Here is a 25,070-nt window from a genome sequence, read left to right as displayed (position 1 = left end):
TAACACACCGAAATGAGTGGCACTATTCGAACCGAATTAGCCACCCCGCACTTATTGACTTAATCAATTCACTAAATACTAAATTTCAAGAGTTAAGTATTGAGACAATTAATGTTCCTTTTTTTACACGATTGAATAATGCCAGAAATAGATTAAAGCATGAATCTATGTTCTCAACTAAGATTGATATCTTGGGGCTTGTATCTGGTATAAAGGGTTTTTATTTACACTATACCCCGATATATCTTGATGGTCTTGACCATAACGACATTTCACTAGTGGATTTAATTGTTTCCAAGCCTGTAAAGGAATCCTTAAAATCAGCAAAAGAATTAATTAACTCATCGGATTTTAAGAATTCACTCCACAAAATCAATTTAGCTTTCGGATACATCCTTAATGATTATACGACAATTAAAACAGACACGGATTATAGAGAAAAGATTGTGCCATCAAATTGGTTCAGATCCCTGGCACAATCGCATCGAATGCAAGGTGATAATCTTGGAATTAGAGGCTTTGGTAATTTTGAGAAAGAGTTAAAAAAATCATTTGATACTCTTAGCGAGTTGATAGTTATTACAAATCTTGGTATTGATTTTAAATCTTATGCAAGATTTAAAAAATATAGATTATATGGATATATGACAACTTATACTGAATATAAGGTAGTTGATGAATACAGAGATGATTTAACAATTGATGAGATAAACTTTTGTTTTGATTTTGTTTTGCAGATTGCATTAAAGTAGGTAATACTCAAAAAATCCCTAACTCGGTTTATTCCTAGTACCCATATAGGGATAGGAGCTAGAAATCGAAATAGTTTGAGCTCAGCTGAGCCGAGCAGTAAACCTAGTAATCGGGAACGGTAAAATAACAATAGCCGCCACTCGACAGAGCAGAGCGAGCGACTGCGGAGATAGCAGTATACTGCACACGGTCGATATAGGTACCTTACTTTACCGCTGGCTGATTTTTCATAAACTGAGGAGCCAGATCTATCAAAGGAAATACTTCATCTTGAGCAACTGTTCCCTTTAATTTTTCATATAAAATTCCTCGAACGGTCGAAACAGATACGTTGGCAACGTTATACATGAGAATGTTGGGGATTTGATAATCATTAGTATCTTTTGATTCTTTAACTATTGTTTGATCAAAAGGGTTTACTTCAAATTGAGTCTCTACCTTTAATTCCGCAAACGCCTCGTCTGTTTCCTTTATTTTCATCTTAACAGTTATTAAGCATGAGATTCGCTTAACATCTTCTATTACTCGAAACTGAATATTTGTAAGAAAATCAATTAATGGATATGCATTTTTATTAAAACTGTTTTTTTGATCGAATTGGGAAAATCCAAGTATATTGATTTTTGCAAATCTTAAATCGAATGTTTTGTTAGTTCCAGTAGACATAACTGAATTTTGATTAATGAATTTTAAACTGACAGACGTCCATATTATTGTTTTTTACAGAATAAACACCTTGCTTTTCTATCAAATCTATTACTCCTGTTTTTATTTGGAGTGTCGAACTTGACGAGTATGTGATATAGATTTCATCATTTTCTTCACGGAGTCTTTTAGCATTTTCATCTTGGAGGACAAATCCTATTTCAATGTTGTATTGTTTTTCAAATTTATTTATAAACGCCACATTGAATTTTTTACTTCCCGACATAATCTGACTGATGTAGGACTCTGAACATTTAAGATTTTTTGCAAATTCTCGATGTGTTATTCCGTTGTTTATTAAGAAGTCGTCTACGACCTTCATTAAACGAAGGCTTACAAGAGATTCATCAAGTTCATTTCTGTTTTCAACAACATACTTATTAATTGAAAAGTCTTGGTTTTTAATAATATCTTTCATGATAACAACTTTTGAATTTGAATGGTTGATATTGAATCAATTGTACTGGTTAATTTCTTAGAATTTTTTTGACTTTCTTTTTTTCCGTATCTACAAATATATAATTCACGATACCCGCCTGATTTAATAGCCAAAGTGTAGAACCTGTGCTGATCTACTTTAATTGCATAAATATCGCCATGCTTTGTTTTTGCTTCGAAATTCCATTGAGTACGGTTAGCAATCCCCTTTTTAACAGCCTCTATTACTAAAACGAATTTGTTTATTAAAGTCTTATTTCTATGAATCTCAGTAAATTTTTTTGATAAATCTGAGTTGCTCTGATTTAAGAAGAGTTTTAATTTATGCTTTTCACAAGTGTGTATATTATAAAATCCTTCCAAACTTAACCTATTGGTAAAGTGCAATATTACAAACACAAAAACAAGAAACAAAGTTTAATCAATTAAAAAACTGTTAGCATAGGCTATATTCTTAGCAGTAGTAACGATAGCAGTAATGCCTATCCGTATTAGTGAAAGCAAGGCTTACCTACGCAACCCCCTAAAAGTAAACAATAGAGTCTGCGACCGGCTAATCGAAGTAGATTTTGTAATTACAAAGCCAATCAGTTATATATCGCCAACTATTTTACAAAACTGTTAATCTGCCCAAAATACGCCTCCGGCTGCTCCACAAAAGGAAAATGACCGCTATTTTCGATGACCACCAGCTTCGATCCGGGGATGATCTTCTCCAGCTCTTTTCCCGAAAGGGAGGCTGCAGGTTCATCTTTGCCATAGATAATAAGAGTAGACATGTTCAACTGGCGCAGGTCATCGTAAAGGTTAAACGACATCAGGTCTTTGCCTAGGTGGCTGAATTTGGCGCTTCTTTGCATAAAGTCATCAGGAATGTAAATGTTCAGACTGTCTAGCTTGCTCTTGTCGTGAAACTGGGTTTTGAAAGAGAGCATCATCAGCTTTTTAATAGCAGAGGCCTTCCTTTGCTGCATTTCTTCCGAGGCCATGATGTTAGCACGTTCGAGACTATCTTCCCGGGTGATCCGTGCGGCCAGTTGCGCTTCTTCCTGTTGCCAACCGTCCGTGCTGGCAGGCATGGAGTTGGATAATATGAGATGGTCAATGTTCTCAGGGTAGTTGATGGCATAGTGCATGGCCAGTAATCCGCCCCACGAGTGTCCGAGTATGTCTACTTTTTCCAGGTTGAGCGCCTTTCTTAGCTGCTCAATGTCGTCAGTAAAGCCGGCAATAGACATGGTAGCAGAGTCTATCTCTAAGGATGAGCGCCCGCAGGCCCTTTGGTCATAGAAGATCAGCCGGTGGTTCTGAGCCAGTGTTTCGAAGTGCGGCAGAAAGTAGGAGTGGTCCAGCACAGGGCCGCCATGGATAACGATCATAGGCTCACCCGATCCCATGGTTTTGTAGAATACCTCTGAACCATTGATGGTGAGAAATCCTTCCTCATCTTGCGAAACATTTTCGGGTTGCTTGCAGTTAATCAGCAGAAGTACAGGGATTAACCAAAAAAGGCTGGAAATTTTCATGGAAGAATAATTTAGTTCCTAACTTTAAACGAAAGTTAAACAAAAAGACGAGTCGATGGCACTTACACCTTCAAAAATGTTGCCGCTAAGTACCGTGGCGCCTCCTTTTAAGCTGGAAGATACGGTTAGCGGACGTACAATGACGCTTGATGAACTAAAGTCTGAAAAGGCAACTGTAATCATGTTCATCTGCAATCATTGTCCCTACGTGAAGCATGTGCAGTCTGAGCTTGTAAAGCTGGCGGAAGATTATATTCCGGAAGGCGTAAAATTTATCGCTATCAGCTCCAATGATGTGGAGAATTATCCTGAAGATTCTCCCGAACTCATGAAAGCAGAGGCCAGAAGGTGGGGATATCCTTTTCCCTACCTTTATGATGAAACACAAGCAGTTGCCCGTGCCTATGATGCGGCATGTACTCCGGACTTCTACATTTTTGATGGTGATATGGAGCTTGTTTATCGCGGACAGTTGGATGACTCACGTCCTGGCAACGGAAAGCCATTAACGGGTAAGGATATGCGAGCTGCTCTGGATGATCTCCTAAAAGGTAACCCTGTCACTGAAAGCCAGATCCCTAGTCAAGGGTGTAATATTAAATGGAAGAAGTGATTTTTCTTTGACTGAGTTTAGTTAAAATCAACCTATTTACGGGTGTTAAGCAGACAAATTTGCTGTTTAAGGGATATAATATTGCTGATTATTTATATTCTTACACTTGTATTTTCTTTTTTTAATTTTATTTTTTATTGTCGCAATCTTGTATTAACTCGTAGTTACATCCACAAAACTTATAGTCGGGCAGAGCGAGAATAGGGTATATGCTATCAATGTATCTCGTGCATATTATTCATGTAACTCTGAGACTATGAAAACTTCGCATTAAATTTCTGATCTATTGAGTATACAATTTTCCGGATGGAAAAACTTGCATATTCATCTTGTTCAATTCTTCATATAGGCAAAGTAGGGCATCACCTCCAAAATCACCTATCTGATCAGGTTCTATGCTTATAAATTAAATATTGTTAACTAAAACCAACCAATTATGAAACAGTTATTTAACTATTTTCGGATGACTGTACTTTGTATTGCAGTCTGCGGTCTGTTCTGCATCTCTGTACACGGCCAGGATCAAGCCTCAATTTCTTCTCTGGAGAAGCTTACAGCCTATGTGCTTAAGCCCGACAACCAGAAGGTAGCGCCAACTTCAACTATCCAGATGCTGGCCGGTGAGCCTATTTATCAGATCAACGCGGGTGGTTGGGAGGCCCCTGCCGGATGGGAGAGAGATACGAAAGATCATCCCTCCCCGTACGTCACAGCGCCATATTTTAAAAGCCAGCCTGGAATTGACTGGTTGAGTTTCTATATGGAAAAAAGCAGGATTGGCAATTCGCAGTGGGACTTTCCGGTGGCTAATGGTGATTATGTTGTTACATTGCATTTTGTTGAATATAATTATCTCGACATAGGCGAACGAGTGTTTGACGTGGACATAGAGGGGAACAAAGCACTGGTTGATTTTGATATTGCCTATTTTACAGGGCAGGAATTTCCTGTTTCACTCAGCTTTTCCGTAAATGTTACCGACAATAATCTCGACATTGATTTTACCGATCATGCGTGGGGCAGAGCCTTAATCTCAGCCATAGTGGTGCGACCGGTCTTACCGACCAATCTGGATCCTATCTTATATCAATCCTCAAGGACATTGGTGAAATCAATGAAGGAGGGGGCAGAATTGCGCATACCCATAAGAGCTACCGATTTTGACAGCCCTGCCAGTGCAATTAAGTTATATGGCGGTACCATAGAAGATTCACCATATTATTTTGCAAGAGTGATTGATCATGGTGATGGGTCAGGTGAACTATTGATTCGGCCCGATTATGATGATGCCGGTCAATATTTGCTGATTATCGCAGCCGAGGATGAGGATGGTATTGATACCGCCTGTGACGCTTGCTGGGCGCTGGTAGAACTCACAGTTGAGGATACCCCTGAAGGCAGTTCGTTATATCGAGTAAATGTAGGTGATTGGAAGGAAGTAGAGGATTCCCCGGTCAACTGGTCCATTGATTCTTATGGGAATCCATCACCCTTTCTTTCGTCCGGCATAACCGGGTTTCAAAGCCACAATATTTTATCAAACAGCACCGATGCTCCTGATAATGTTTTACGTCAATCAAGAGTATTATTAGGTGGTTACAATATGCTATGGGAGTTTCCAGTCTCGACCGGTTACTATACAGTCAATCTTTATTTTGTTGAGAGCCATTTTGATGCTGCAAATATGCGCGTATTTGATGTACGGGTTGGAAGATCACAGATTAATGATCTCGATATATTTGCTGAAGCCGGCAAAAACGTGCCACTTAAAAAAAGTGTAACTACGCGTGCATATGAGTATGAGGGTTTGGAGATTTCTCTTAACAAGAAAAGAAACACGGCAAATCCGCTTATTGCAGCAATAGACATTATCTATGAAGGGAAAACAGCTCCAACTTCTGTTATGGAGGTAATGGTGGATGCTTCAGAGGCAAATCATGACCTGGACAGAAAAGTATCAGTTTATCCTAACCCGATTGATGACAAGATGACCTTTACATTCCCTGATCAAGTGAAAGGGCCGATAGCAATCCGGTTAATAGACAGAAATAATAGCACAAGCTATAAAGCTGTTAATGAAAGTGATGAAGCAAGGACTGAGGCAACGTTCCACATTGACGCGAAGTTACCATCAGGTGTTTATCTGGCAGAGGTAATAGCAGGGAATTCCAGGGAGTATATTCAGATATTGAAAAGATGACCCCAAAATAAGCAGTCAGGAAGAGAATTTCTTTTTTAGTGGCTAAATCGGCAATATTGGAGGTTCTGTGGTTCTGCAGAGCTACAGAACCTTTATACTTTATAGCATTCACATCCGTATTTAATCATCAATCCATGACGACATCCGTCATTTACATTTTCGTAACATCCTCCTAACTAGAAGTCAAAATTCAATGCTATAATGGTGTGAGGGTACTGTAACTACAATATCCAACCGGAAATAGTGCTATTTGTCAACTTTTTAAAACCAATAAACCATGAACAACTCTACCCGTCACATTAAAACAGGACTTTGCTATGTCCTTTTTCTCGTTAGTTTAACATCAACGTATGGCCAGATCCGTACCCCTGTGGCCGAGCTAAAAGAGGCCATTACCTATTCTCTGCAACAGGATGGTAATTCAGATAATGCTGAAAAAATTCAAATGCTTGCCGGACCACCTATCTACCAGATTAATACAGGTGGTTGGAAGACCTCGGGCTCATGGCAGAAGGATACCAGAGCCCATCCCTCGCCATATCTCAACCCAACCTATTATCGTTCCGCCAACGGCATCGACTGGTATGAATTCTTCACTGAAAAAAGCAGGATAAGCAGCCGTATGGAGTGGAATTTTCCTGTGGAAAATGGTAATTATATTGTGACATTGTATTTTGTGGAAAGCGAAAATTCCACTCAGTCCGTAGGTTCGCGGGTGTTTGATGTAAATATTGAAGGTAAAAAGGCACTGGATAATTTTGACATAATAAAGTTTACAGGAAAGGGTTTTCCCGCTAGTTTTAACTTTTCTGTTGAGGTAAGTGATAATAACCTGGACCTGGATTTTATGGCGGAGTATTTTACTGACGCTTTAATTTCAGCAATTGTGATAACCCCGGGTGTCATTCCATCCCATGACCCCGTATTGTCACAAATGACGAGGAGCCTTGAAACGACCGTCCATGAGGGAGCTGAATTTAGAATACCCATCCGTGCTACTGACTTTGACAGCCCAAGTAGCGCCATTAGGATATTTGGAGGTGACACGGGTGTTCCGGTTGATTTTGTGACTGTCGTAGATCATGGTAATGGAAAGGGAGAAATGATCATAAAACCCGACTATGACAATGCAGGCAGCTATCTGCTTTACATAGCCGCTGAAGATGAGGATGGTTTGGAAACGGATTGTGATGCTTGCTGGGCACTGGTTGATCTTACCGTGCTGGATACTCCTGAGGGAAATGCAATTTATAGGGTAAATGCAGCTGATTGGATATCCGCTGATGATACCCCGATTTCCTGGACTGAGGATTCTTATGCCAATCCTTCTCCATATGTGTTGAATGGCTATAAATCACAATCCCATTTCATAAGGTCAAACCCCACAACTGCGCCTGACGAAATTTTTCGCAGGTCAAGAGTGGCATGGCACACGGATATGCGGTGGAGGTTTCCGGTAGCAAGTGGAGTTTACACTGTTGATCTTTATTTTGCGGAAAGTCATTTTAACACTTCGGGAAAGAGGGTGTTCGATGTATTAGTTGAAGGTGAAACAGAAATAAGCAATCTCGATATTTATAATGAGATAGGAGAATATATGCCTCTTCAAAAAACAATAATTACCGAGGTAACTGATGGTTACTTAGACATTCTACTAAAGGAAAAAGAGGCTAACCCCATAATTGCCGGTATATCAATAACATATAATGGTGAAGTCATGGCAGCAGAAATGGCTCGAACAGAAGCTCCGGACGTTTTAGAAGCTAATAGTGATTTGGCAATGAAAACAGTGGTGTATCCCAACCCTGTCAATGATCATATGACATTCGTGTTGCCACGAGCGGTTAGTGGTCAGGTGGGGGTGAGGTTAATAAACAGAAATAATCAGGTAAGCTATAGCGCAATAAATCACAGTGATACAGAAAGGTCGGAAGTGATGTTCGCTGTTGATCCAAAATTGCCCGCAGGAATTTATCAGGCTGAAATTGTAGCAGCAAACTATCGAGAATACATTCAGATCTTAAAAAGATAGAATATGTCTGGCCGGAATGGCACTTCTTTCCGGCCGCACTTTTATGCTCATTTACAATTTACCCCGTTTCATCAACAACCTCCTGCCGTTCTTACCACTCTACCGGTAACGCGTTTATTTGAGTGATATCTTTGGTAATAAGATTAACCAAACAAACCAGATATGAAAACGCTCAAAACCATCGCAGTACTCTTATTGTGCTTTTTAACTGCCACTGCTTTTTCACAAGTAGAGATCGCTTACAACAGCGAAAGCAACGCTCCTGTAGAAGAAGTTTCAAAGCCGGTAAATATGGCTATTTCGGCTCCATCCTTTGTTGGTGGCCCTGAGGCTTTAGCGGATTACATGCACACAAATGTGAAGTATCCTGAGTTTTCTAAAAAACACGGAATCGAAGGTACGGTTGTGCTGGAGTATTATATCACCCGGGAAGGAACTATAGAAAATGTCAAAGTCATAAAGTCGGTAAGTCCTGAGTTAGACAAGGAAGCTATGATTGTAGCGAAGAATATGCCCAGGTGGAATCCGGCTATTCAGAACAACCGGACAATAGGTGTGAAGTATCAGTTACCGGTAAAATTTGAACTCCATTTTTAACTCATCACAATTGCCCACTCTTACTTTATTATCCTGGTTATCAACTGACACATGTTGTATAACTAAAACCAACTATTATGAAACCTTTATTTTACCTTGTTACAAAAAACGCGCTTGGTGCAGTCTGCCTTGTTAGCTGTCTGGCCGTATATGGCCAGCAGAAAAACACAGTCTCAATATTGAATAAAACACATACTCTTGAAGAGCTTCAGACTCTCCGAAAAGAAACAAACCAGCAGGTACCTGCGTCCGAATACCTATACAGGGTCAATGCCGGTGGGTGGAAAGCTCCGGCTTCGTGGCAGGAAGATTCGAAGGCAAACCCGTCCCCTTATGTAAACAATGATGTGATTGGATACCAGTCTGCCCGAGCAGCCACCTGGCGAGGTGATTTTTATACCGAAAAAAGTCGCGTAAATATGAGTACTTCCAATATGGAATGGGACTTTCCGGTTGCTAACGGCAGCTATATCGTCACACTACACTTTATTGAAGGTCGTAATACCTCCCAAACGGTTGGTTCCCGCGTGTTTGATGTAGAGGTTGAGGGCAGACTGGCAATGGATGATTTTGATGTTGTCAGGTTTACAGGTAAGGCCTTTCCTGTGTATTTTGACGTTTCCGTAGAGGTAACAGATGGCAATCTCGATATAGACTTCATCACCGAAAAGGGCAGTTCTCTGATCTCTGCTATTGAGATCAGGCCAGGAAGCATGCCTATGGAGCCTTTTATCTCTTATAATTCTTATGGACTTGAGTTTGAAGTTAAGGAAGGCACGGAAATGAGAATACCTATTCGTGCAACTGATTACGACAGCCCCTCAGATGCTATAAAACTCGAGGGCGAAATAGTGGAAGGCAATATACCTTATGTCATGCTTGATTATGGACATGGATATGGAGAATTGATCATCAGGCCAGATTATAGCGATGCACCAAGTAATGATGAACTTTCTTATTTATTTTTTATTTCGGCAGAAGATGAAGGAGGCTCGGAAACAGATTGTAACGCATGTTGGGCAACAGGAGCTTTGAAAATCATTGATACTCCGGGAGGTAGCCCGGTTTACAGGGTAAACGCCGGTGATTGGGAGGTAATGAAAGCCCCTCAGGCAAGTTGGGAGGAAGATTCACATGCCAATCCGCACCGGTATGTAAACAATGGTGTTATTGGATTTGCTGCTGCCAACCATTCTATTAAGTCGAATAGCACTGATGCACCTTTCAAAGTGCTGACCAAATCAAGGGTGGACAATGGACGTGGAGAAATGGCCTGGAGTTTTCCTGTGCCTGATGGTAGCTATACCGTTAATCTTTACTTCGTAGAAAGTAACTTTAACCATCCGGGGGAACGGGTTTTTGATGTAATGGTAGAAGGAAGTACCGTGCTGAATTACTTTGATATACTTAGTGAAACTGGGGTAAACAAGCCTTTGCAGAAAACCATTGTCACGACAGTAACCGACAACTACCTGAACATAGATTTTCTACAGAGAAAAGCCAACCCGATCATTGCAGCCATTGAAGTTATTTATAATGGTCAAATCACCGATACCACTGGGTTGAAAGTTGTGTCAGCGGATAGCAAACCGTTGCAAAAGACTATATCTGTTTTTCCCAACCCGGTAGGGGATCACCTGACTGTAGTGTTGCCCGAGGCCTCGAGACAGGTAATAACTATTCGCCTGCTTGATGACACTAATCAAATAATGTATGAGTCAGTAGATACCAGCGATGTAGCAAGGACAGAGGTGAAGTTCAACTTATCAACACGCTTACCAAGAGGACTTTACCACGCGGAGATCTCTGCCGGTAAGTCGAAGAAATACGTAAAAGTGATAAAAAAGTAGGTCAAAGCCTGGGTAAGAAGATCAGTTGTCCACCGGTTTATCTTCTTACCCATATTTTCTAGATCATTTGTTCCTGACCGGTTCAGCCACCAGAGTCACTAATCCCAGAATGATATAGATCACACCACTGATATACTTTTGTATCTTTATCCTTACGGGATTTCGGTGCAGAAATCCTTTAATAGACCCAGCCAGCATGGCATATATACCATCGCTAACGATGCTCAGGATAATGAAAAGAAGACCCAGGGTAAAGATCTGTACCGTAGGTGACCCTGCTGCCGGATTGATAAACTGAGGCAGAAAAGCAAAAAAGAATAAAGCCGTTTTTGGGTTTAGCACATTTACGATCATCCCTTGAAAAAATACTTTGTTGAGTTTTTGCTTCTTGACTTCTACATTCAGGCCAGTAGTGTCATTTTTGCTGATCAATGCTTTAACTCCCAGATAAATGAGGTATGCAGCGCCTGCATACTTCACCAGACTGAATGCCAATGCTGAAGTAACCAATATAGCCGAAATACCCAAAGATGCGGCTCCAATATGAAAAAGCGTACCCAGTTGGATACCCAATACAGAGACAATGCCTGCTGTTCTGCCCTGATCGATGCTTTTGGCGACTATAAAAAATATAGCAGGCCCCGGAATGACCAATAGTATGATAGAGGCAATAATGAAGGTGATGAGTTGTGATGCTTCAAACATTTGTATAATGGTTTATAAGAATTTCTTTACGGCAAAAGGGGTGTCGTAGTTCCAGGATGGATGGGCATTAGGTTAATTTAAAAAATCCTGTATCTCCTTTACCGTACTTCGTGCTGTTCTGCCTACACCAATCAATGTGGCGGAAGCGTAGCCAGTCCAATTGCCGTACCCCACAAGCCACAGCCCATCGACTTTTTTTGAATGGGTACCGTTCGTTTGGGTACGACCATTTTCCATAATATTAAGGCCTTTCAGGTGGTCCAGCGAAGATTTAAACCCGGTGCACCAGATTACTGCACCAAAAGCTTCTTTGTTGTTGTTTTGCCATATTACACCTTCTTCGAAAAATGCATCAAACGGTCGTACCGCTTTCAACACCTGTCTTTCACGCGCCTCCTTCACTGTGCCTACCATTACCACGTCACCTAAAGAGCCAACAGGTTCTATTTTCTTCCCCTCGAGCCTGGCCTTGTATTGGCGGGTGGCAAATTCAAACAGGTATCGGCCATCGACATTATCCGGAAGGAATTTGGGCTCCTGAAGTGTTACCCAGGTGGTTTGGGCTACCTTGGAAACCTCGGCCAGGATCTGTGCCCCGGAATTGCCACCACCAACGATCAGCACCTTTTTATTTCTGAAAGGAGTTTCGTTAACGTAGTGGGCGGAGTGCACCTGTAAGCCTTGAAACTTTCTCTGGTCTTTAAATTCAGGAATAAAGGGATTTTTCCATGTGCCTGTTGCACTGACCAGCCGCTTTGCTGCTGTATTCACCTCTTGAGGTTTCGAGGGTGAACAACTGCTGGTGCTTTTGAACGCCCATAACACTTACGGGCCGCTCTATCGGCAGCTTATACCTTACCTCATAATCCTTGAGGTATTGTATGACATGGTCCTTTCGGGGGTATTCTTCCGTGTCTTTTGGCATAACCCATCCGGGGAGCGAGCTGTGTTCTGCGGGCGAGAATAGTTTCAGAGAGTCCCATGTTTGGAGCCAGGCACCCCCGGCTTTTTCCTGATCATCAAGAATGACATAAGATAACCCTGTTCTTCGTAAATAGTAACCTACAGCCAGACCGCTTTGCCCGCCACCAATTACTATTACATCAAAATGTTTCTCACGAGCCATTGGTAGGCAATAATAGCCATTATTGATTAAATTGAATAAATTTTTAAAATGTCTGTAACCATCTCTGATTTGCGCAGTTTCCCTGTTAGAATAAGCGCTGAATCATAAACTATAGTCTGCTTGGAATCAATTTCGGATAATGCATTGATGCATAAAGTGAAGAATGGAGACCTCGATAAGCTGGGGTTGTTGTTTGAACGGTACAAGAAAGTGCTTTTTGGCTTTTTCTATAATATGAACCATAACGCGGAAGCCAGTGAGGACCTTGTTCAGAATGTGTTTATGCGCATCCTGAAGTACCGGGAAGGCTTTAAAGGTGATGGAGACTTCAAAGTATGGATGTTTCACATCGCCAGAAATGTAAACTTCGACCATTACAAAAAAACTAAACGACAACATGCAGAAGAAATAGAGCAGTGGAAGGACCGCCTGGGCGATGGTTTGCTCAACAGAGAGGAGCAAATAGAAAAGGATGAGGCGCTGAAGTTGCTGGAGCTAGCCATGCAGCGCCTGGATGACGAAAAGCGGGAAGTGCTGACGCTGAGTAAAATAGAAGGAATGAAGTATAAGCAAATAGGTGACATCCTGAATTGTTCTGAAGGGGCGGTAAAAGTGAAAGTGTTTAGGGCGTTGCAGGCACTGAAAGAGGAATATTCGGGATTGCAGACGAGGGTGTAAGGGGAATTTTGGAATTTTGGAATGAGGGAATGGGAGAATTAAGATTGAATGGATATTAAACAAGGTGAAATTTTATAGATAATGGAAAGGCAGGAATTAATCAACAAGTATAATTTGGGACAGGGATTATCAGCAGGGGAGAAGGCGCTACTGGAGCAATACCTGGAGCAGGGCGATATTTCGATCGAGGATCTGAATGATCTGAGTGAGCTGAAGGCTTCAGTAAACCAGATGATGGCTCCTGTGCCTTCGGAACAAATGTCGGCTGGTTTTTATCAGCAGTTGACAGCGGCTAAACGAAAGCCGGAAAAAAGAGCAGGGTGGTTTGCCAGCTTGTGGAATGCACAACTTGTACTACGCTGGGCATATAGTATCGGGCTGGTCGTCATTGGTTTGGGAGCGGGGTTGCTTTTGCGATCACCTAAGGAGGAAGGCAAACTGGAGCGTTTATCGGCTGAGGTCAGCGAAATGAAAGAAATGATGATGCTTACATTGCTGGAAAAAGATTCGCCCAGTGACAGGTTAAAGGCGGTTAACCTGACCAGCGAACTTCCGGATGCAAGTGTTAAGGTGACCGAGGCACTGTTAAAAACACTTAATAATGATCCTAATGTAAATGTGAGGCTCGCAACCCTTGAGGCGCTATACCCTTATGCTTCTCATCCTGAAGTGAGGGAAGGACTTATCAGGTCCATTGCACGTCAGCAATCACCGTTGGTGCAGATGGCATTGGGAGAGATGATGGTGGTGTTACAGGAGAAAGGATCCGTTGAAAACCTGCAGAAAATATTGAAAGATCAAAATACACCTCCTGAAGTGAAGGAACGCATCCAAAAAAGTATCGAGGTGCTGATTTGAAAAAATATAAACGGTCAAAAAAATGCAAACAATAACAACAACAATCTTAATCCTCTGCGCTATTAATAGTGTAATGGCACAGAGATACAGCGAAACGGAGAAAAGGGAAATTGCCTTTGAGAAGCGAAGTGCCGGCAATGTGTTCTACCTGGCAAATATCAGCGGAGGTATCAAAGTAGAGGCTTACAATGGAGAAAAGATATTATTGGAAGCCAGAAAAACGGTGAAAGCAAAGACCGAAGAGCGGCTGGCGCGCTCGAAGACAGAACTGAGCCTTGGGATAATTGACCGGCTGGACACGATAATTGTCTATATAAAAGGCCCCTGCGGACAGTTTGGAAATAAAAATCGGTTATACGGCCGAAAAAATGGGAAAGGTTGGAGTTATGACTGGGGAAATTGTGAATATGATTACGATTTTAAATATGACTTTACAATCAAAGTGCCTGCTAACATGAATTTATACCTCGCTACCATTAACGAAGGCAATGTAGAGGTGACAGGGGTAAAAGGCTCTTTGGATGTAAACAATGTTAACGGGGCCATTACTCTGAAACAGATCTCCGGCAAGACCAACGCGCATACGATCAACGGAGATGTCAACCTGGAATACAATACGTTGCCTAAGGAGTCCTCCTCTTACTACACATTAAACGGAGATATCAATGCTTTTTATCCAAAAGGACTCAGGGCAGATATGACATTTAAAAGCTTTAATGGAGATTTTTACACCAACATTGAGAAGCTGGAATACAAAACAGCCGTGGTAGAGAAAAAGAAAACAGGAAAGTCTGATGGGCTGGCTTATCATGTGGACAGCCGCTCGGCTATCAGCGTTGGCGGAGGAGGCGTGTCATTGGATTTTGAAACCTTCAATGGCGATGTATTTGTAAAAGAACAATAACAACACAATAACAACAACAGCCTGCATTACAGGTGAAAATAAGTAGGATAATTAAATAAGGCATTATGAAAAAGACTGCATTAACATTAGCCGCCATGCTCATGCTGGTATGTGCAAACTTAGGACTCGGGCAGGATAGCGGAGAACTAACAGTACCCTTTAGCGAACCTTCCAAAAGGGGGAAGGTAAGAATAGATATTAAAAAGGGATCAATAGAGGTGAGGGGAACGGAGCGAAAGGATGTTCTGATCAGTTATGTGGGCCGCAGCGAGAGAAAGAATGACAGCGAGCGAACAAAAGACGGCCTTCGAAGAATATCCGGTGCGGCCATGGACCTGGAGATAAGCGAGAAAAATAATTATGTGGATATTGAATCCGATTCCTGGAATTCAGGAGTAAATCTGAAAGTGGAGGTGCCCAGGAATGTTGATCTTCATGTGGAGACATATAATGATGGTAATTTATATATCAGCAATGTGAGTGGAGAGATAGTAGCGGACAATTATAATGGTAAGATCGCAGCAGAAAATATTTCAGGATCCTTAGTAGCAAATACCTACAATGGAAGTATCAAGGTGACCTTTGATAAGATCACACCCGATACCCCCATGGCTTTTACCACGTATAATGGTGATGTAGACCTTACCTTGCCGGAAAACTTTAAGGCCAGCCTGAAGATGAAAACGGCCCGTGGCGAGATCTATTCTGCTTTTGATTTTACAATAAAAAAGAATGAGCCTGTTACTAAAACAGAGAAGAAATCCGGAACCTATAAAGTTTATCTCGATGATTGGGTACGTGGTGAGGTGAATGGAGGCGGACCCGAATTTATGATCAAAAACTATAATGGCGACATTTATCTTCGAAAGAAGTAACCATTTCACCAAAAAAACAGTAAATCATAATGAATCAAAAGCTCAAAGCTATGAAAATAATCCTGACCCTCACGCTTTCAGTGTTATGTGCTGCTACCAGCTTTGCACAGGAAGTTGTTTTGAAAAACCTGACGCCTTTTGATAAAGTTGTCATCTCAGGAAATGTGCAGGAACTGAGATTAATTGCTGCCGGAGAGGAAAGTCCGTTGGTTAAAATAAAAGGAGCTTCTGAAAGTGATGTAAGAGCTGAGGTGCTTGCGGGCACGCTTCACCTGGTTTTAAAAGGTAACAAAGCTTCTGAGGAGGTCAGTATCTACAATGGCCGTCTGAAAAGGATCAGTGGAGCCATAAATATGAAGATCACCGGTGCGGAAGTGATTGGTGGAGAAACTGGCAATTACCTTGTGGTTTCTTTTAACAGATCGCATGGCTCACATTCTCTATGGGCTACTAAAGACAGTGATTTTCATGTTCACATACCGGACATTCATGTGGAAATTCCGGATTTTGGTTTTGCAGTTAGAATTCCTGATATGGATTTCGATTTTAACTTCGATTTTGATAAGCATGATTTCGATTTCAAAATGGACATAGAAGAGTTTGAGGGCTGGAGGCATGAATGGAAGTATAATTGGCAGGATCATAAAGAGGAACTCAAGCGCTGGAGTGAGGAAATGAGCGAAGAGATGAAAGAGGCCATGAAAGAAGCTAAAAAAGAGCTGAAAAGGTATAAAAAGGACTGATCTTACAGGTAAAGGTTAAAAGGGCACTAGGCGGGGAAATATCCTCCTTAGTGCCCTTTTATTAATATCATGTTTGCGGATCTTCTTATCTTTATCAAAACCAACTATCCAGGGCTATGAAAAATTACCTCTTCATATTTACTCTTTTATTTGCAACTGTGGCATATGCCCAGCCAACAACGCTGGTAGTACGGGCCAAAGCAAAAGACGCCAAGTTTATCGGCAGCTCCATTGGAGGTGCGAAGGTCATTATTCGTGATGCACTGACCGGTGAAATATTGAGTCAGGGTACAATAGGAGGAAGTACCGGTAACACAACGTTGATCATGAATGAACCTCATGAGCGGTACAAATCAATTGCAGATGATCAAACTGCCAAGTTTGAGGCTGTTGTTAATATTGAAGAGCCACGTTTGGTTACTGTGGAGGTGCTGGCGCCTGTCAATCAGCCACAAGCCAGAGTAGTGGCAAGCACACAACTGTGGATCATCCCGGGAAAAGACATTAGAGGTGATGGCATTGTGCTGGAGATCCCTGGCTTTATTGTAGATGTTCTGAGTCCTCAAACTCATGAGTTTATCAAACCTTCGACTGTGAGGCTAAAGGCCAATGTGGTGATGATGTGCGGATGCACCATCTCTAACGGAGGATTGTGGGATGCTGAAAAAATTGAGGTACAAGGCATAGTGAAGCGTGATGGAGAGCAGGTACAAACTGTTCCTCTAAAAGTATATGAGAAGGTAAATACCTTCGAAGCGGACCTGGACCTTTCCCAACCGGGCATATACGAGGTAATTATCTATGCCTATGATAGCCGAACGGGAAATACAGGGGTGGATAAAGTGAACTTTGTCGTTAATCCCTGACAATATGTCTTCCTATCTGGGGAGGTTTTAACCGCAGAGGTAAGCAGAGGTTTTAGAGGGCACGGAGAGGTTTCCCTCTGTGCTCTCTGTTTCTCCTCAGGGTTTCTCTGTGCTCTCTTTATCCTTAGGATAAACCAAATCGTTGCACGACCGGTCTACACTGATTACCGATTAGCAAAACTTCCGACTTCGGTCTCCGGACTTCCGACTCAAAAACACTTTGCCTGCTGTTCATGTAACCATTTCATTTTTCCGGAGTCTTATCCATATGCAACCTTTAGGATGAAATACGGTCTTTAAAGCCAAGGTCAAGAACTCAAAATATACCAACATGCTCAAAAACTACATTAAAATAGCTTTCCGTAATATTTTACGGCAGAAGTCTTACGCCTTCATCAACATTTTCGGACTGGCCATTGGTATGGCGGCTACGATACTGATCCTGCTCTTTGTTCAGGATGAGCTTAGTTACGATGACTATCATGAAAAATCTGATAGGATCTATCGTGTGTCAAGGCAGTGGCTAAATGCAGAAGGGGAGTCCAGTCTCCACCTGGGGCATTGTGCACCACCGTTTGGGCCGTTGCTGCAGAACGATTTCGAAGGTATAGTGGAAGAAGCTGTGAGAATAGGTTCGGCTTACGGTCCGTTGATCACTTATAAGGAAAAGAAAATAGAGGAGGACAACTTCTACCTGGGTGACGCCAATATCTTCGAGGTATTTTCCTGGCCCCTTATAGAAGGCGACCCAAAAACCGCGCTGGTAGAACCTGCCGCAGTGGTGATTACCGAGACTACGGCACAAAAATACTTCGGAGATGAGGATCCGATGGACAAAATGTTGAGCTATAGCAATTTCGGAAGGGAAGTAGAGCTGAAGGTAACTGGTGTTGCCAAAGATGTGCCTTTAAATTCTCACTTCAAATGGGATTTTATGGCGTCTTTTGCCACACTGGAGCAGATTGTTGGTCTTGAAAACCTGATGCAAAACTGGGGGAGTAACAACTATGGCACCTATGTGCTACTTGAGCCGAACCATACTATAGATGAACTAAAAGCAGGAATACCCGATTTCTTTGACCGCCACCTGGGAATGGGGCATTCCGGGCAACCTGCTTCGGTAAGTAATAAGCTACATTTCATGCCTGTAACGGATATCCATCTGCATTCTCACCTTGATTCTGAAATGGAGGCCAACAGTGATATTGCCTATGTGTACATCTACACCATCATCGCTATTTTCACATTGGTTATCGCCTGCATAAATTTTATGAACCTGGCAACAGCACGATCTGCAAAAAGAGCCAAAGAAGTGGGACTGCGAAAAGTAATGGGTGCATATCGCGTAACTTTAATTCGGCAGTTTATAACTGAATCAGTTGTGTTTGCGCTCCTGGCGCTCATGGTGGCAAGCATTATTGTATTTGCTATTCTTCCTTACTTCAATGAATTTGTTGGCAAAGGGCTCACGCTCAACTTTATCCATAACCAATTCGTGATATGGCTCATGCTGGCTACGGGTTTGTTTGTTGGAATTGTAGCAGGAAGCTATCCGGCATTTTTCTTGTCTGCATTCGAGCCAGCTTCAATTTTGAAGGGAGGCCATAAATCGGTAAAGAAATTTAACCTTAGATCAGTGCTGGTGGTGTTCCAATTCTTTATCTCCATTGCATTGATTATTAGCGTAGGGGTCGTTCACGATCAACTGGAGTATGTAAAGAATAAAGACCTCGGGTTTAACAAAGAAAATATACTCGTTTTGCCATCGAGTAACCAGGTGTACAGCCAGTTTGCATCGCTAAAGGAGCGATTTGAAAGTCAGCCCGGCATCAGCGCAGCCACACTTGCCAGCCGCGTGCCTTCGGGCCGGCTGCTCGACTCACAAGGTGCATCGGCAGAGGTAGACGGAGAGATGAAGAACATCACCTTCCGCATTGCTGATGTGCATGTGGATCATGAATACTTGTCTTCTATTGAAGCTGAGTTTGTAGCGGGTCGGGATTTTGACATCAGCAGGGCCAGCGACTCTACGGAAGCATTTATTTTAAATGAAATAGCTGTTGAAAAGATCGGATGGCAATCTCCGGAGGAAGCTATTGGTAAGCCATTCCAGTATGGCAACAGGCAGGGCACAATTATCGGTGTAGTGAAGGACTTCCATTTTGAATCTCTGCATCAGTCCATATCGCCAATCGTGTTCCTGGTCACAACTGGCAGAGCCAGCTCAGTGATGATCAAGTATGAAAGAGCGAAGAAGGATGAAGTGGTTGCCTATCTGAAAGATCAGTGGTCTTACTTAAGGCCAGGCTTTCCCTTTACCTATTTTGAAGTAGATGAGCAATTCAACAGCCAGTATGAAAGTGAGGACAGGTTGGCAAAAGTAATTACATGGTTTTCAGGTCTGGCTATTCTCATAGCAGCTCTCGGATTATTTGGGTTAGCGTCTTTTATTGCTGAACAGCGAATCAAGGAAATAGGGGTCAGGAAGGTGTTGGGAGCTTCTGTTTTACAGATATTGGTACTGCTGACGAAGGGATTTACTGTGCTGGTATTCATTGCCTTGGTTCTTGCTGCGCCATTAGCTTACTATGGTATGAACAAATGGCTAACAGGCTTTGCTTACTACGGCGCCCTCCAGGTATGGCCGTTTGTCGCTGCCGGTTTATTTGCAATTGCCATTGCATGGATCACGGTAAGTTATCAAACGATCAAGGCCGCACGCACAAATCCTGTCGATTCGTTGAGGTATGAGTGACCCCTCCTAAATCCTCCCCATTTGGGGAGGACCAAGTATAGCGCGAAATTTATATTGGTGTACTTAACTTCCCCTTCCCCATTTTGGGGTACGGTTAGGGATGGGGTATAAACCTTTTGATCTCTTCAATTACCATCTGTATATTGTCAAATACTTCATCGTTAGAAAATCGTAACATTTGTATTCCTTTATTTCGAATTTGCTGATCTCTCGCCTGATCATACTCCTTTTGCTCAGGCCTATCGTGAATAGGCCCATCTACTTCAATGGCTAATTTGATGTCGTGACAATAAAAGTCGAGAATGAAATTTCCGACCGGATGTTGTCTTCGAAACCTTAACCCTGCTATCTGTTTTCTTCTAAGCGACTTCCATAGTGCTTTTTCAGCCGCTGTCATGTTATTTCTAAGTGCACGGGCATTGCTGAATGTTGACGGCTTGGCATTATGGAAGAAGGAATAATCTTTCATGACTTTGGAAATCTAATTTAATTTTTACTACAACCCCAACTTCCTGATCAAAGCCTCTACTTTTTCTTCATGTTTGTAAGGACCGGGGAAGGAAAAATATTTGTCAAATTTCATGATATGCATGCGCTCCAGGAAGAGCGAAAATGCATCGTCACTTAAATTGCCGTCCTTCCAGGCACTATAGAAAAGTGAGAAATATTGAACTCGCAGGTTATAATCGGCCGCATGGTGGACGATTAGCCAGGGTACTTCGGCAGCACTAGTACCAACAGCAGCTTTTCTGGGATAACCAAATTTCTCGAGCAATAACTCAACCTTCAAAAGGTTTTGCTGATCCGTTAAATTGATCATCTCCCAAACATCTTGATATTCTTGTGAGTCATGGCCATACTTTTCCTGAATTTGGGGCTCCATCTGCCTGTACTTTTGATCAGCAGTCCTTATTTCAATTAGATATTGAGTGAATTGTGCATCGGTTTCGATAGCTGCAATCTCTCTTTCAAGGGTTTCTTTTTCACGGCCTGAGGGAAAAGAGCAGGCTGTTATTATCAAAAGAAGAGCAAGAATTGTCGTTTTGTCGATCAAGATAGCTAAGCTCAAGGTGAAACATCTGATCGAAAATACTATTTTTTAAAATTTCAGGAAACTAATGGGGTAATAAACCGGCCAGACTGCCACAGTCCGGCCAGTGTTTCGGAAATTTAGAGAACGATACCGAAACTAAAGGCATTCAACTGAGGTCCTTTACCTTCTACAAATAGCTCGTTGAGGTCGTAGTTGGCAAAAATGTCTACACCCCTGAACCCTGCTTGCAGACGTACACCGTACCTGAAGTTGTTGAGGTAGAAGCTATCTTTATCCCGGTCTTTCTTTTTGTCGCCATCTTCTACTACGACTGATTTGGTGTAACTGGCAATTTTATAACCTCCATATCCGCCAACGCCTATTCTGAACCCTTCTTTCCTGCCAAAATCATCCCAGTCTACCCAGCAGTGTCTGTGCCTGTGGCGCTGGCCCTGATCCCCGAACTTGAGCATAGGAACCGCGCTGAAATTCAGGTAGGCAACAGTCAGCTTACTCTTTTGGGCATCAATGTTATCAGCAGCTTCATTAAACTCCAATTGGTTGTTGTTTTTTGTTAATCTTATCGCTTCGTTATTGAATTTGAAGTTATACCAGCTTACTTCAGGTCCCCACAGCAGGTGTAAAGCTCCGGTAACGTGAGTATCATTGACCGATTTCAATGCTACATACCAACTGCCGAAAGGTTTCACAGCATAAGGAGCATTATTGTCATCTGGAAAATCCCCATTCTGGAGGAAGTTATTCATCCCCAGGTCGATGTCAAAATGATTGTGTGTACCGTAGTTTGTTTTTTCTCTCTTTTTGCCCTCATCATCCTGGGCCTGTATCTGCAATGCCACTAAAGCCAGCATTACAATCATAAGTAGTTGCTTTTTCATAATATTTGAGTTTTTGAAATTGTACATAGTTTTCCTGTTTTGCTCTTCGAGCAGTTATTTAAGTTGTTGTTAATCTGCTAGTTATCTTAGAATGTCAGCCCAAAACTAAAGGCATTGAGCTGTGGACCCTTTCCTTCGGCAAATAATTCATTCAAATCATAATTGAAGAAAAGGTCTGTTCCTCTGTACCCCATCTGCAGCCGGAGTCCATAACGGAAGTTATTTAAATGAAAATTATCTTTGTTCTTGTCTTTTTCTTTATCGTCATCTTCTTTATAGACTACCTTAGTGTAGCTTGCTATCCTATAGCCTCCATAGCCTCCTATACCTATTCTAAAACCACGGTCGTCATCATCATTCCAATCTTTCCAGTCCCAAAAATCCTTTTTTTCCTTTCTCTCCGGTTCGCCAAAACTGAACATCGGCACTACTGAAAAATTGATGTAAGCAACAGTCAGCTTACTTTTCTTAAAATCTGCATTTGGCAGGCTTGTATCTTCCTCGAAAATGTTAGCATCCGGTCCGTCAATCACTCTTATTCTGTCATTCTGAAACTTAAAGTTGTACCAGCTTACACTCGGTCCCCATTCCAGGTACAGTGGTCCTCCGATATGAGTTTGGTTTGTAGAAGTAAGCGCTACATACCACGATCCAAAAGGCCGGACGGTATAGGGTTCATCAGTTTCATCGGGAAAGTTTCCGTCCTGCACGTAGTTATTGGTACCCAGATCTATGTTGAAATAATGGCGTGTACCTTTAATAAATCTCTTTGTTCTCCAATGCTCGTCCCTCTCATTATCACGATCTTTATATTCATACCGTTGTACTTCCCGTTGTTCGGCAACTTTCACTTCAGGCTCTTCAACAACTATAGTAGTGTCAGATAAATAAGTCTTTTTACCATTTTGCTCTTTTACCAGTGCCTGTTCTGTTGAGTCATTTTCCAACTTTAAACTAAGCTGCTTTAGTATCTCATTGAGATCATAATTCTTTAAAGTCTCGAGATCCTGTTTATCCCTTACCAGGAATATGATCTTACTCTTACCTACATTGATGATCAGTGAGTCGGTGCGATCCTGTGCGTGAGAGTTAAGGCCTGAGAGAAGTCCCAATCCCAGGAGTATTGTTAATATAACCTTATTTAGAGTCGTCATCTTTCTTAAAGTTCAAGGCAAACAGTTCATTTTTTGCTTCACGTAATTCCCCAAGTCCGGCATCACCTTCTTTAACATTTTTAGCAAAGTCCAGTACCTTTCTCAGTGTTGAAGATCTTTTATCCTTTCCTTGTTCGCTTTCATTATTGTTTGTGGTCAACGCCTTGCGGCTATCAAAATCCTCGATGTTAAAGATCAGCGTCTGGCCGTTTGGTTCCTGCTTCTGATCTGTAGATGTCTTCAGTTCTGAGTTTTCAGTTCTCAGTTCACCGTTCTGAGTTTTAAGTTCTGAGTTTTCAGTTCTCAGGTCACTATTCACAGTTAGCAGTTCTGAATTTTCAGTTTCGAGTTTGGAGTTTCCAGTTTGTGGTTCCTTGTTTTCGCTACTCAGTTCCCGGTTTGCTGTTTGCTGTTTGGTGTTTGTATCTGTTCTATTGGACGAAGTATTGTTCAATGCTAAGAGAGGCTCCTTCGTAACCATTGATGAATTTCCCTCAACTTCGGACTTCGTACTTCCGACTTCCGACTTCGGACTTCGGACTTCCGCCTTTTCACTTCGGTCTTCTGCCTTCCTACTTCCTACTTCCGACTTCTCCGCAATAGTAACCACAGGCTGCTCAGTACCTCTGTTCACCCATAATACGCTTCCAACAGCCGCCAAAACCACTATTGCAGCAGCAATGCCGCTATAAAACCATGTGCTGCGCTTATTTTTGGTGGTGATATTGCTCTGAATTTCATCCCAGGCTCTCGCTGAGGGTCGTTTTTCGAGCTCATCCAGCTTACTTTTAAATAAATGATCCAACTCCCTGTCGCTCATAACTATTGAATGTTTTCTTTTAATGTCTTTTCTGTTTCCAGTAGTTGTTTTTGCAAAAGTGTTCTTGCTCTGCTCAGTTGAGATTTTGAAGTATTTTCGCTGATTTCTAATTGCTCGGCTATCTCCTTATGAGAGTAACCCTCTATGGCATACAGGTTAAACACAGTTCTGTATCCTACAGGCAGTTGCTGGATTAGCTTCAGCAGGTCCTCGGCTTGTAGCTGGCTATCAAGACTACTGTAATCAGGCTCCTTGTCAGCGTATTCGATATCTACTTCGAGGTACATGCTCTTGTTCCTTCTGATGTAGGTCAGTGATTCATTCACCATTATCCTGCGTACCCATCCTTCAAAACTACCTTCGCCTTTGTACTGGTCAATTCGCTCAAAGATCTTCACAAAGGCAGAGATCATGACATCTTCAGCCTGATCATCCTCACGGATATACCGCATACATATGGACAGCATTTTAGAAGCATATTTATCATACATCTCCTTTTGCGCTTGTCCGTCACGCTTCCGGCACCTCCGGATCAATACCTCTTCTTCTGATCTGTGAATCTTTAATTTCATTTCGTTCTCAACAGGTAGATGCAAGTTAAACACCAAACGTTGCACCGATATAGGAGAAATAACGAAAATATTTTTTGGTAGTTGTTGATTAGGGGTCTGACGGCTGTGATTTGGGGTGGAAATGAAATAATCAAAAAAATCCTCCGCTTGTCACCGGACACCGTTCCTATAGCCGTTAACTTAAGAGAATATGGTCCTGATGGATATACTTGACATTTGTGAAAATACATGGTTTCACACCTCATCCATAAAAGGCCGTGCTTTTACTGCAGTCTGCACTTGGAGTTGTCTCAAAAGACCAGTCATCCCGAGGTAACCAACAACTTCAGTTGATTTTGAGGATAATGACATTATACCATCATTAACCA

26 protein-coding genes are annotated in these 25,070 nt (G+C 42.0%); 13 read left to right on the top strand and 13 right to left on the bottom strand.

Going from position 1 to position 25,070, the window contains the following annotated elements; all coding sequences use genetic code 11:
• Positions 1-752, top strand: a 752-nt coding sequence (locus C900_RS25635) for a hypothetical protein (protein WP_221408171.1), incomplete at its 5' end; no start/stop codon positions are given.
• A gap of 205 nt (positions 753-957) precedes the next feature.
• Here C900_RS25635 and C900_RS25630 read toward each other — a convergent pair.
• From C900_RS25630 to C900_RS25615, 4 genes are all read right to left on the bottom strand, one after another.
• Positions 958-1,419, bottom strand: coding sequence for a hypothetical protein (locus C900_RS25630; RefSeq protein ID WP_040497569.1), 462 nt, complete (start codon positions 1,417-1,419; stop codon positions 958-960).
• Positions 1,420-1,432: 13 nt separating this feature from the next.
• Positions 1,433-1,876: a helix-turn-helix domain-containing protein gene (locus C900_RS25625; RefSeq protein ID WP_009583320.1), complete on the bottom strand. Its 444-nt coding sequence runs from the start codon at positions 1,874-1,876 to the stop codon at positions 1,433-1,435.
• The gene (locus C900_RS25620) at positions 1,873-2,259 is read right to left on the bottom strand and encodes a hypothetical protein (RefSeq protein WP_157494225.1); all 387 of its coding nucleotides are present in this window, start codon (positions 2,257-2,259) and stop codon (positions 1,873-1,875) included. Before C900_RS25620 ends, C900_RS25625 begins: the two co-directional genes overlap by 4 nt.
• Positions 2,260-2,501: 242 nt before the next feature.
• Positions 2,502-3,422, bottom strand: a complete 921-nt coding sequence (locus tag C900_RS25615) for an alpha/beta fold hydrolase (RefSeq protein ID WP_009583319.1) — start codon at positions 3,420-3,422, stop codon at positions 2,502-2,504.
• 55 nt (positions 3,423-3,477) lie between these two features.
• On the opposite strand from C900_RS25615, the gene C900_RS25610 reads away from it, so the two are divergent.
• The 5 genes from C900_RS25610 (at position 3,478) to C900_RS25590 (ending at position 10,714) form a co-directional block, all read left to right on the top strand.
• Positions 3,478-4,035, top strand: a complete 558-nt coding sequence (locus C900_RS25610; protein WP_009583318.1) for a thioredoxin family protein — start codon at positions 3,478-3,480, stop codon at positions 4,033-4,035.
• Positions 4,036-4,471: 436 nt separating this feature from the next.
• Entirely contained in the window at positions 4,472-6,235 is a 1,764-nt protein-coding gene (locus C900_RS25605; protein WP_040497567.1) for a malectin domain-containing carbohydrate-binding protein, read from the top strand.
• 277 nt (positions 6,236-6,512) lie between these two features.
• Positions 6,513-8,267 (top strand): malectin domain-containing carbohydrate-binding protein, encoded by a 1,755-nt coding sequence (locus C900_RS25600; RefSeq protein ID WP_009583316.1) that lies wholly within the window; start codon positions 6,513-6,515, stop codon positions 8,265-8,267.
• Between the two features lie 162 nt (positions 8,268-8,429).
• A complete protein-coding gene (locus tag C900_RS25595) occupies positions 8,430-8,864 on the top strand; it encodes an energy transducer TonB (RefSeq protein ID WP_009583315.1) in 435 nt (144 codons plus the stop codon).
• A gap of 77 nt (positions 8,865-8,941) precedes the next feature.
• Positions 8,942-10,714: a malectin domain-containing carbohydrate-binding protein gene (locus C900_RS25590; protein ID WP_009583314.1), complete on the top strand. Its 1,773-nt coding sequence runs from the start codon at positions 8,942-8,944 to the stop codon at positions 10,712-10,714.
• Between the two features lie 63 nt (positions 10,715-10,777).
• On the opposite strand, the gene C900_RS25585 is transcribed toward C900_RS25590, so the two are convergent.
• The 3 genes from C900_RS25585 to C900_RS30990 form a co-directional block, all read right to left on the bottom strand.
• Positions 10,778-11,419 carry a LysE family translocator gene (locus C900_RS25585; RefSeq protein ID WP_009583313.1) on the bottom strand — a complete coding sequence of 214 codons (642 nt, stop codon included), beginning with the start codon at positions 11,417-11,419 and terminating at the stop codon, positions 10,778-10,780.
• A 72-nt stretch (positions 11,420-11,491) separates the two neighbouring features.
• Entirely contained in the window at positions 11,492-12,190 is a 699-nt protein-coding gene (locus tag C900_RS25580; RefSeq protein WP_342662409.1) for an NAD(P)-binding domain-containing protein, read from the bottom strand.
• Complete coding sequence (locus C900_RS30990; protein ID WP_009583311.1) at positions 12,126-12,545, bottom strand: FAD-dependent oxidoreductase; 420 nt, start codon at positions 12,543-12,545, stop codon at positions 12,126-12,128. The genes C900_RS25580 and C900_RS30990 overlap by 65 nt, the downstream gene beginning before the upstream one ends.
• A gap of 120 nt (positions 12,546-12,665) precedes the next feature.
• Here C900_RS30990 and C900_RS25575 point away from each other — a divergent pair, with 120 nt between their 5' ends.
• The 7 genes from C900_RS25575 (at position 12,666) to C900_RS25545 (ending at position 20,224) form a co-directional block, all read left to right on the top strand.
• Positions 12,666-13,223 carry an RNA polymerase sigma factor gene (locus tag C900_RS25575; RefSeq protein WP_009583310.1) on the top strand — a complete coding sequence of 186 codons (558 nt, stop codon included), beginning with the start codon at positions 12,666-12,668 and terminating at the stop codon, positions 13,221-13,223.
• A gap of 81 nt (positions 13,224-13,304) precedes the next feature.
• Entirely contained in the window at positions 13,305-14,081 is a 777-nt protein-coding gene (locus C900_RS25570; protein ID WP_009583309.1) for a HEAT repeat domain-containing protein, read from the top strand.
• Between the two features lie 22 nt (positions 14,082-14,103).
• Positions 14,104-14,985 carry a DUF4097 family beta strand repeat-containing protein gene (locus C900_RS25565; protein WP_040497566.1) on the top strand — a complete coding sequence of 294 codons (882 nt, stop codon included), beginning with the start codon at positions 14,104-14,106 and terminating at the stop codon, positions 14,983-14,985.
• Positions 14,986-15,050: 65 nt separating this feature from the next.
• Positions 15,051-15,860, top strand: coding sequence for a DUF4097 family beta strand repeat-containing protein (locus tag C900_RS25560; protein ID WP_009583307.1), 810 nt, complete (start codon positions 15,051-15,053; stop codon positions 15,858-15,860).
• A 50-nt stretch (positions 15,861-15,910) separates the two neighbouring features.
• Complete coding sequence (locus C900_RS25555; RefSeq protein WP_157494223.1) at positions 15,911-16,603, top strand: hypothetical protein; 693 nt, start codon at positions 15,911-15,913, stop codon at positions 16,601-16,603.
• Positions 16,604-16,719: 116 nt separating this feature from the next.
• A complete protein-coding gene (locus C900_RS25550) occupies positions 16,720-17,469 on the top strand; it encodes a hypothetical protein (RefSeq protein WP_009583305.1) in 750 nt (249 codons plus the stop codon).
• 331 nt (positions 17,470-17,800) lie between these two features.
• Positions 17,801-20,224, top strand: coding sequence for an ABC transporter permease (locus C900_RS25545; protein ID WP_009583304.1), 2,424 nt, complete (start codon positions 17,801-17,803; stop codon positions 20,222-20,224).
• A gap of 94 nt (positions 20,225-20,318) precedes the next feature.
• Here the strand turns inward: C900_RS25545 and C900_RS25540 are convergent, their stop codons facing one another.
• The 6 genes from C900_RS25540 to C900_RS25515 form a co-directional block, all read right to left on the bottom strand.
• Positions 20,319-20,693, bottom strand: a complete 375-nt coding sequence (locus C900_RS25540) for an endonuclease domain-containing protein (RefSeq protein ID WP_009583303.1) — start codon at positions 20,691-20,693, stop codon at positions 20,319-20,321.
• Between the two features lie 27 nt (positions 20,694-20,720).
• On the bottom strand, positions 20,721-21,293 hold the full coding sequence (locus C900_RS25535) for a hypothetical protein (protein ID WP_040497565.1): 573 nt from the start codon (positions 21,291-21,293) through the stop codon (positions 20,721-20,723).
• 101 nt (positions 21,294-21,394) lie between these two features.
• Positions 21,395-22,156: a hypothetical protein gene (locus C900_RS25530; protein ID WP_157494222.1), complete on the bottom strand. Its 762-nt coding sequence runs from the start codon at positions 22,154-22,156 to the stop codon at positions 21,395-21,397.
• 86 nt (positions 22,157-22,242) lie between these two features.
• Positions 22,243-23,310 (bottom strand): hypothetical protein, encoded by a 1,068-nt coding sequence (locus C900_RS25525; RefSeq protein ID WP_040497564.1) that lies wholly within the window; start codon positions 23,308-23,310, stop codon positions 22,243-22,245.
• Complete coding sequence (locus C900_RS25520; protein ID WP_009583299.1) at positions 23,294-24,130, bottom strand: hypothetical protein; 837 nt, start codon at positions 24,128-24,130, stop codon at positions 23,294-23,296. Before C900_RS25520 ends, C900_RS25525 begins: the two co-directional genes overlap by 17 nt.
• A gap of 2 nt (positions 24,131-24,132) precedes the next feature.
• Entirely contained in the window at positions 24,133-24,702 is a 570-nt protein-coding gene (locus C900_RS25515; RefSeq protein WP_009583298.1) for an RNA polymerase sigma factor, read from the bottom strand.
• Positions 24,703-25,070 lie beyond the last annotated feature (368 nt).

It is taken from the genome of Fulvivirga imtechensis AK7 (assembly GCF_000331535.1).
Classification (GTDB): Bacteria; Bacteroidota; Bacteroidia; order Cytophagales; family Cyclobacteriaceae; genus Fulvivirga; species Fulvivirga imtechensis.
This window is presented reverse-complemented; position numbering and strand designations above follow the sequence as displayed.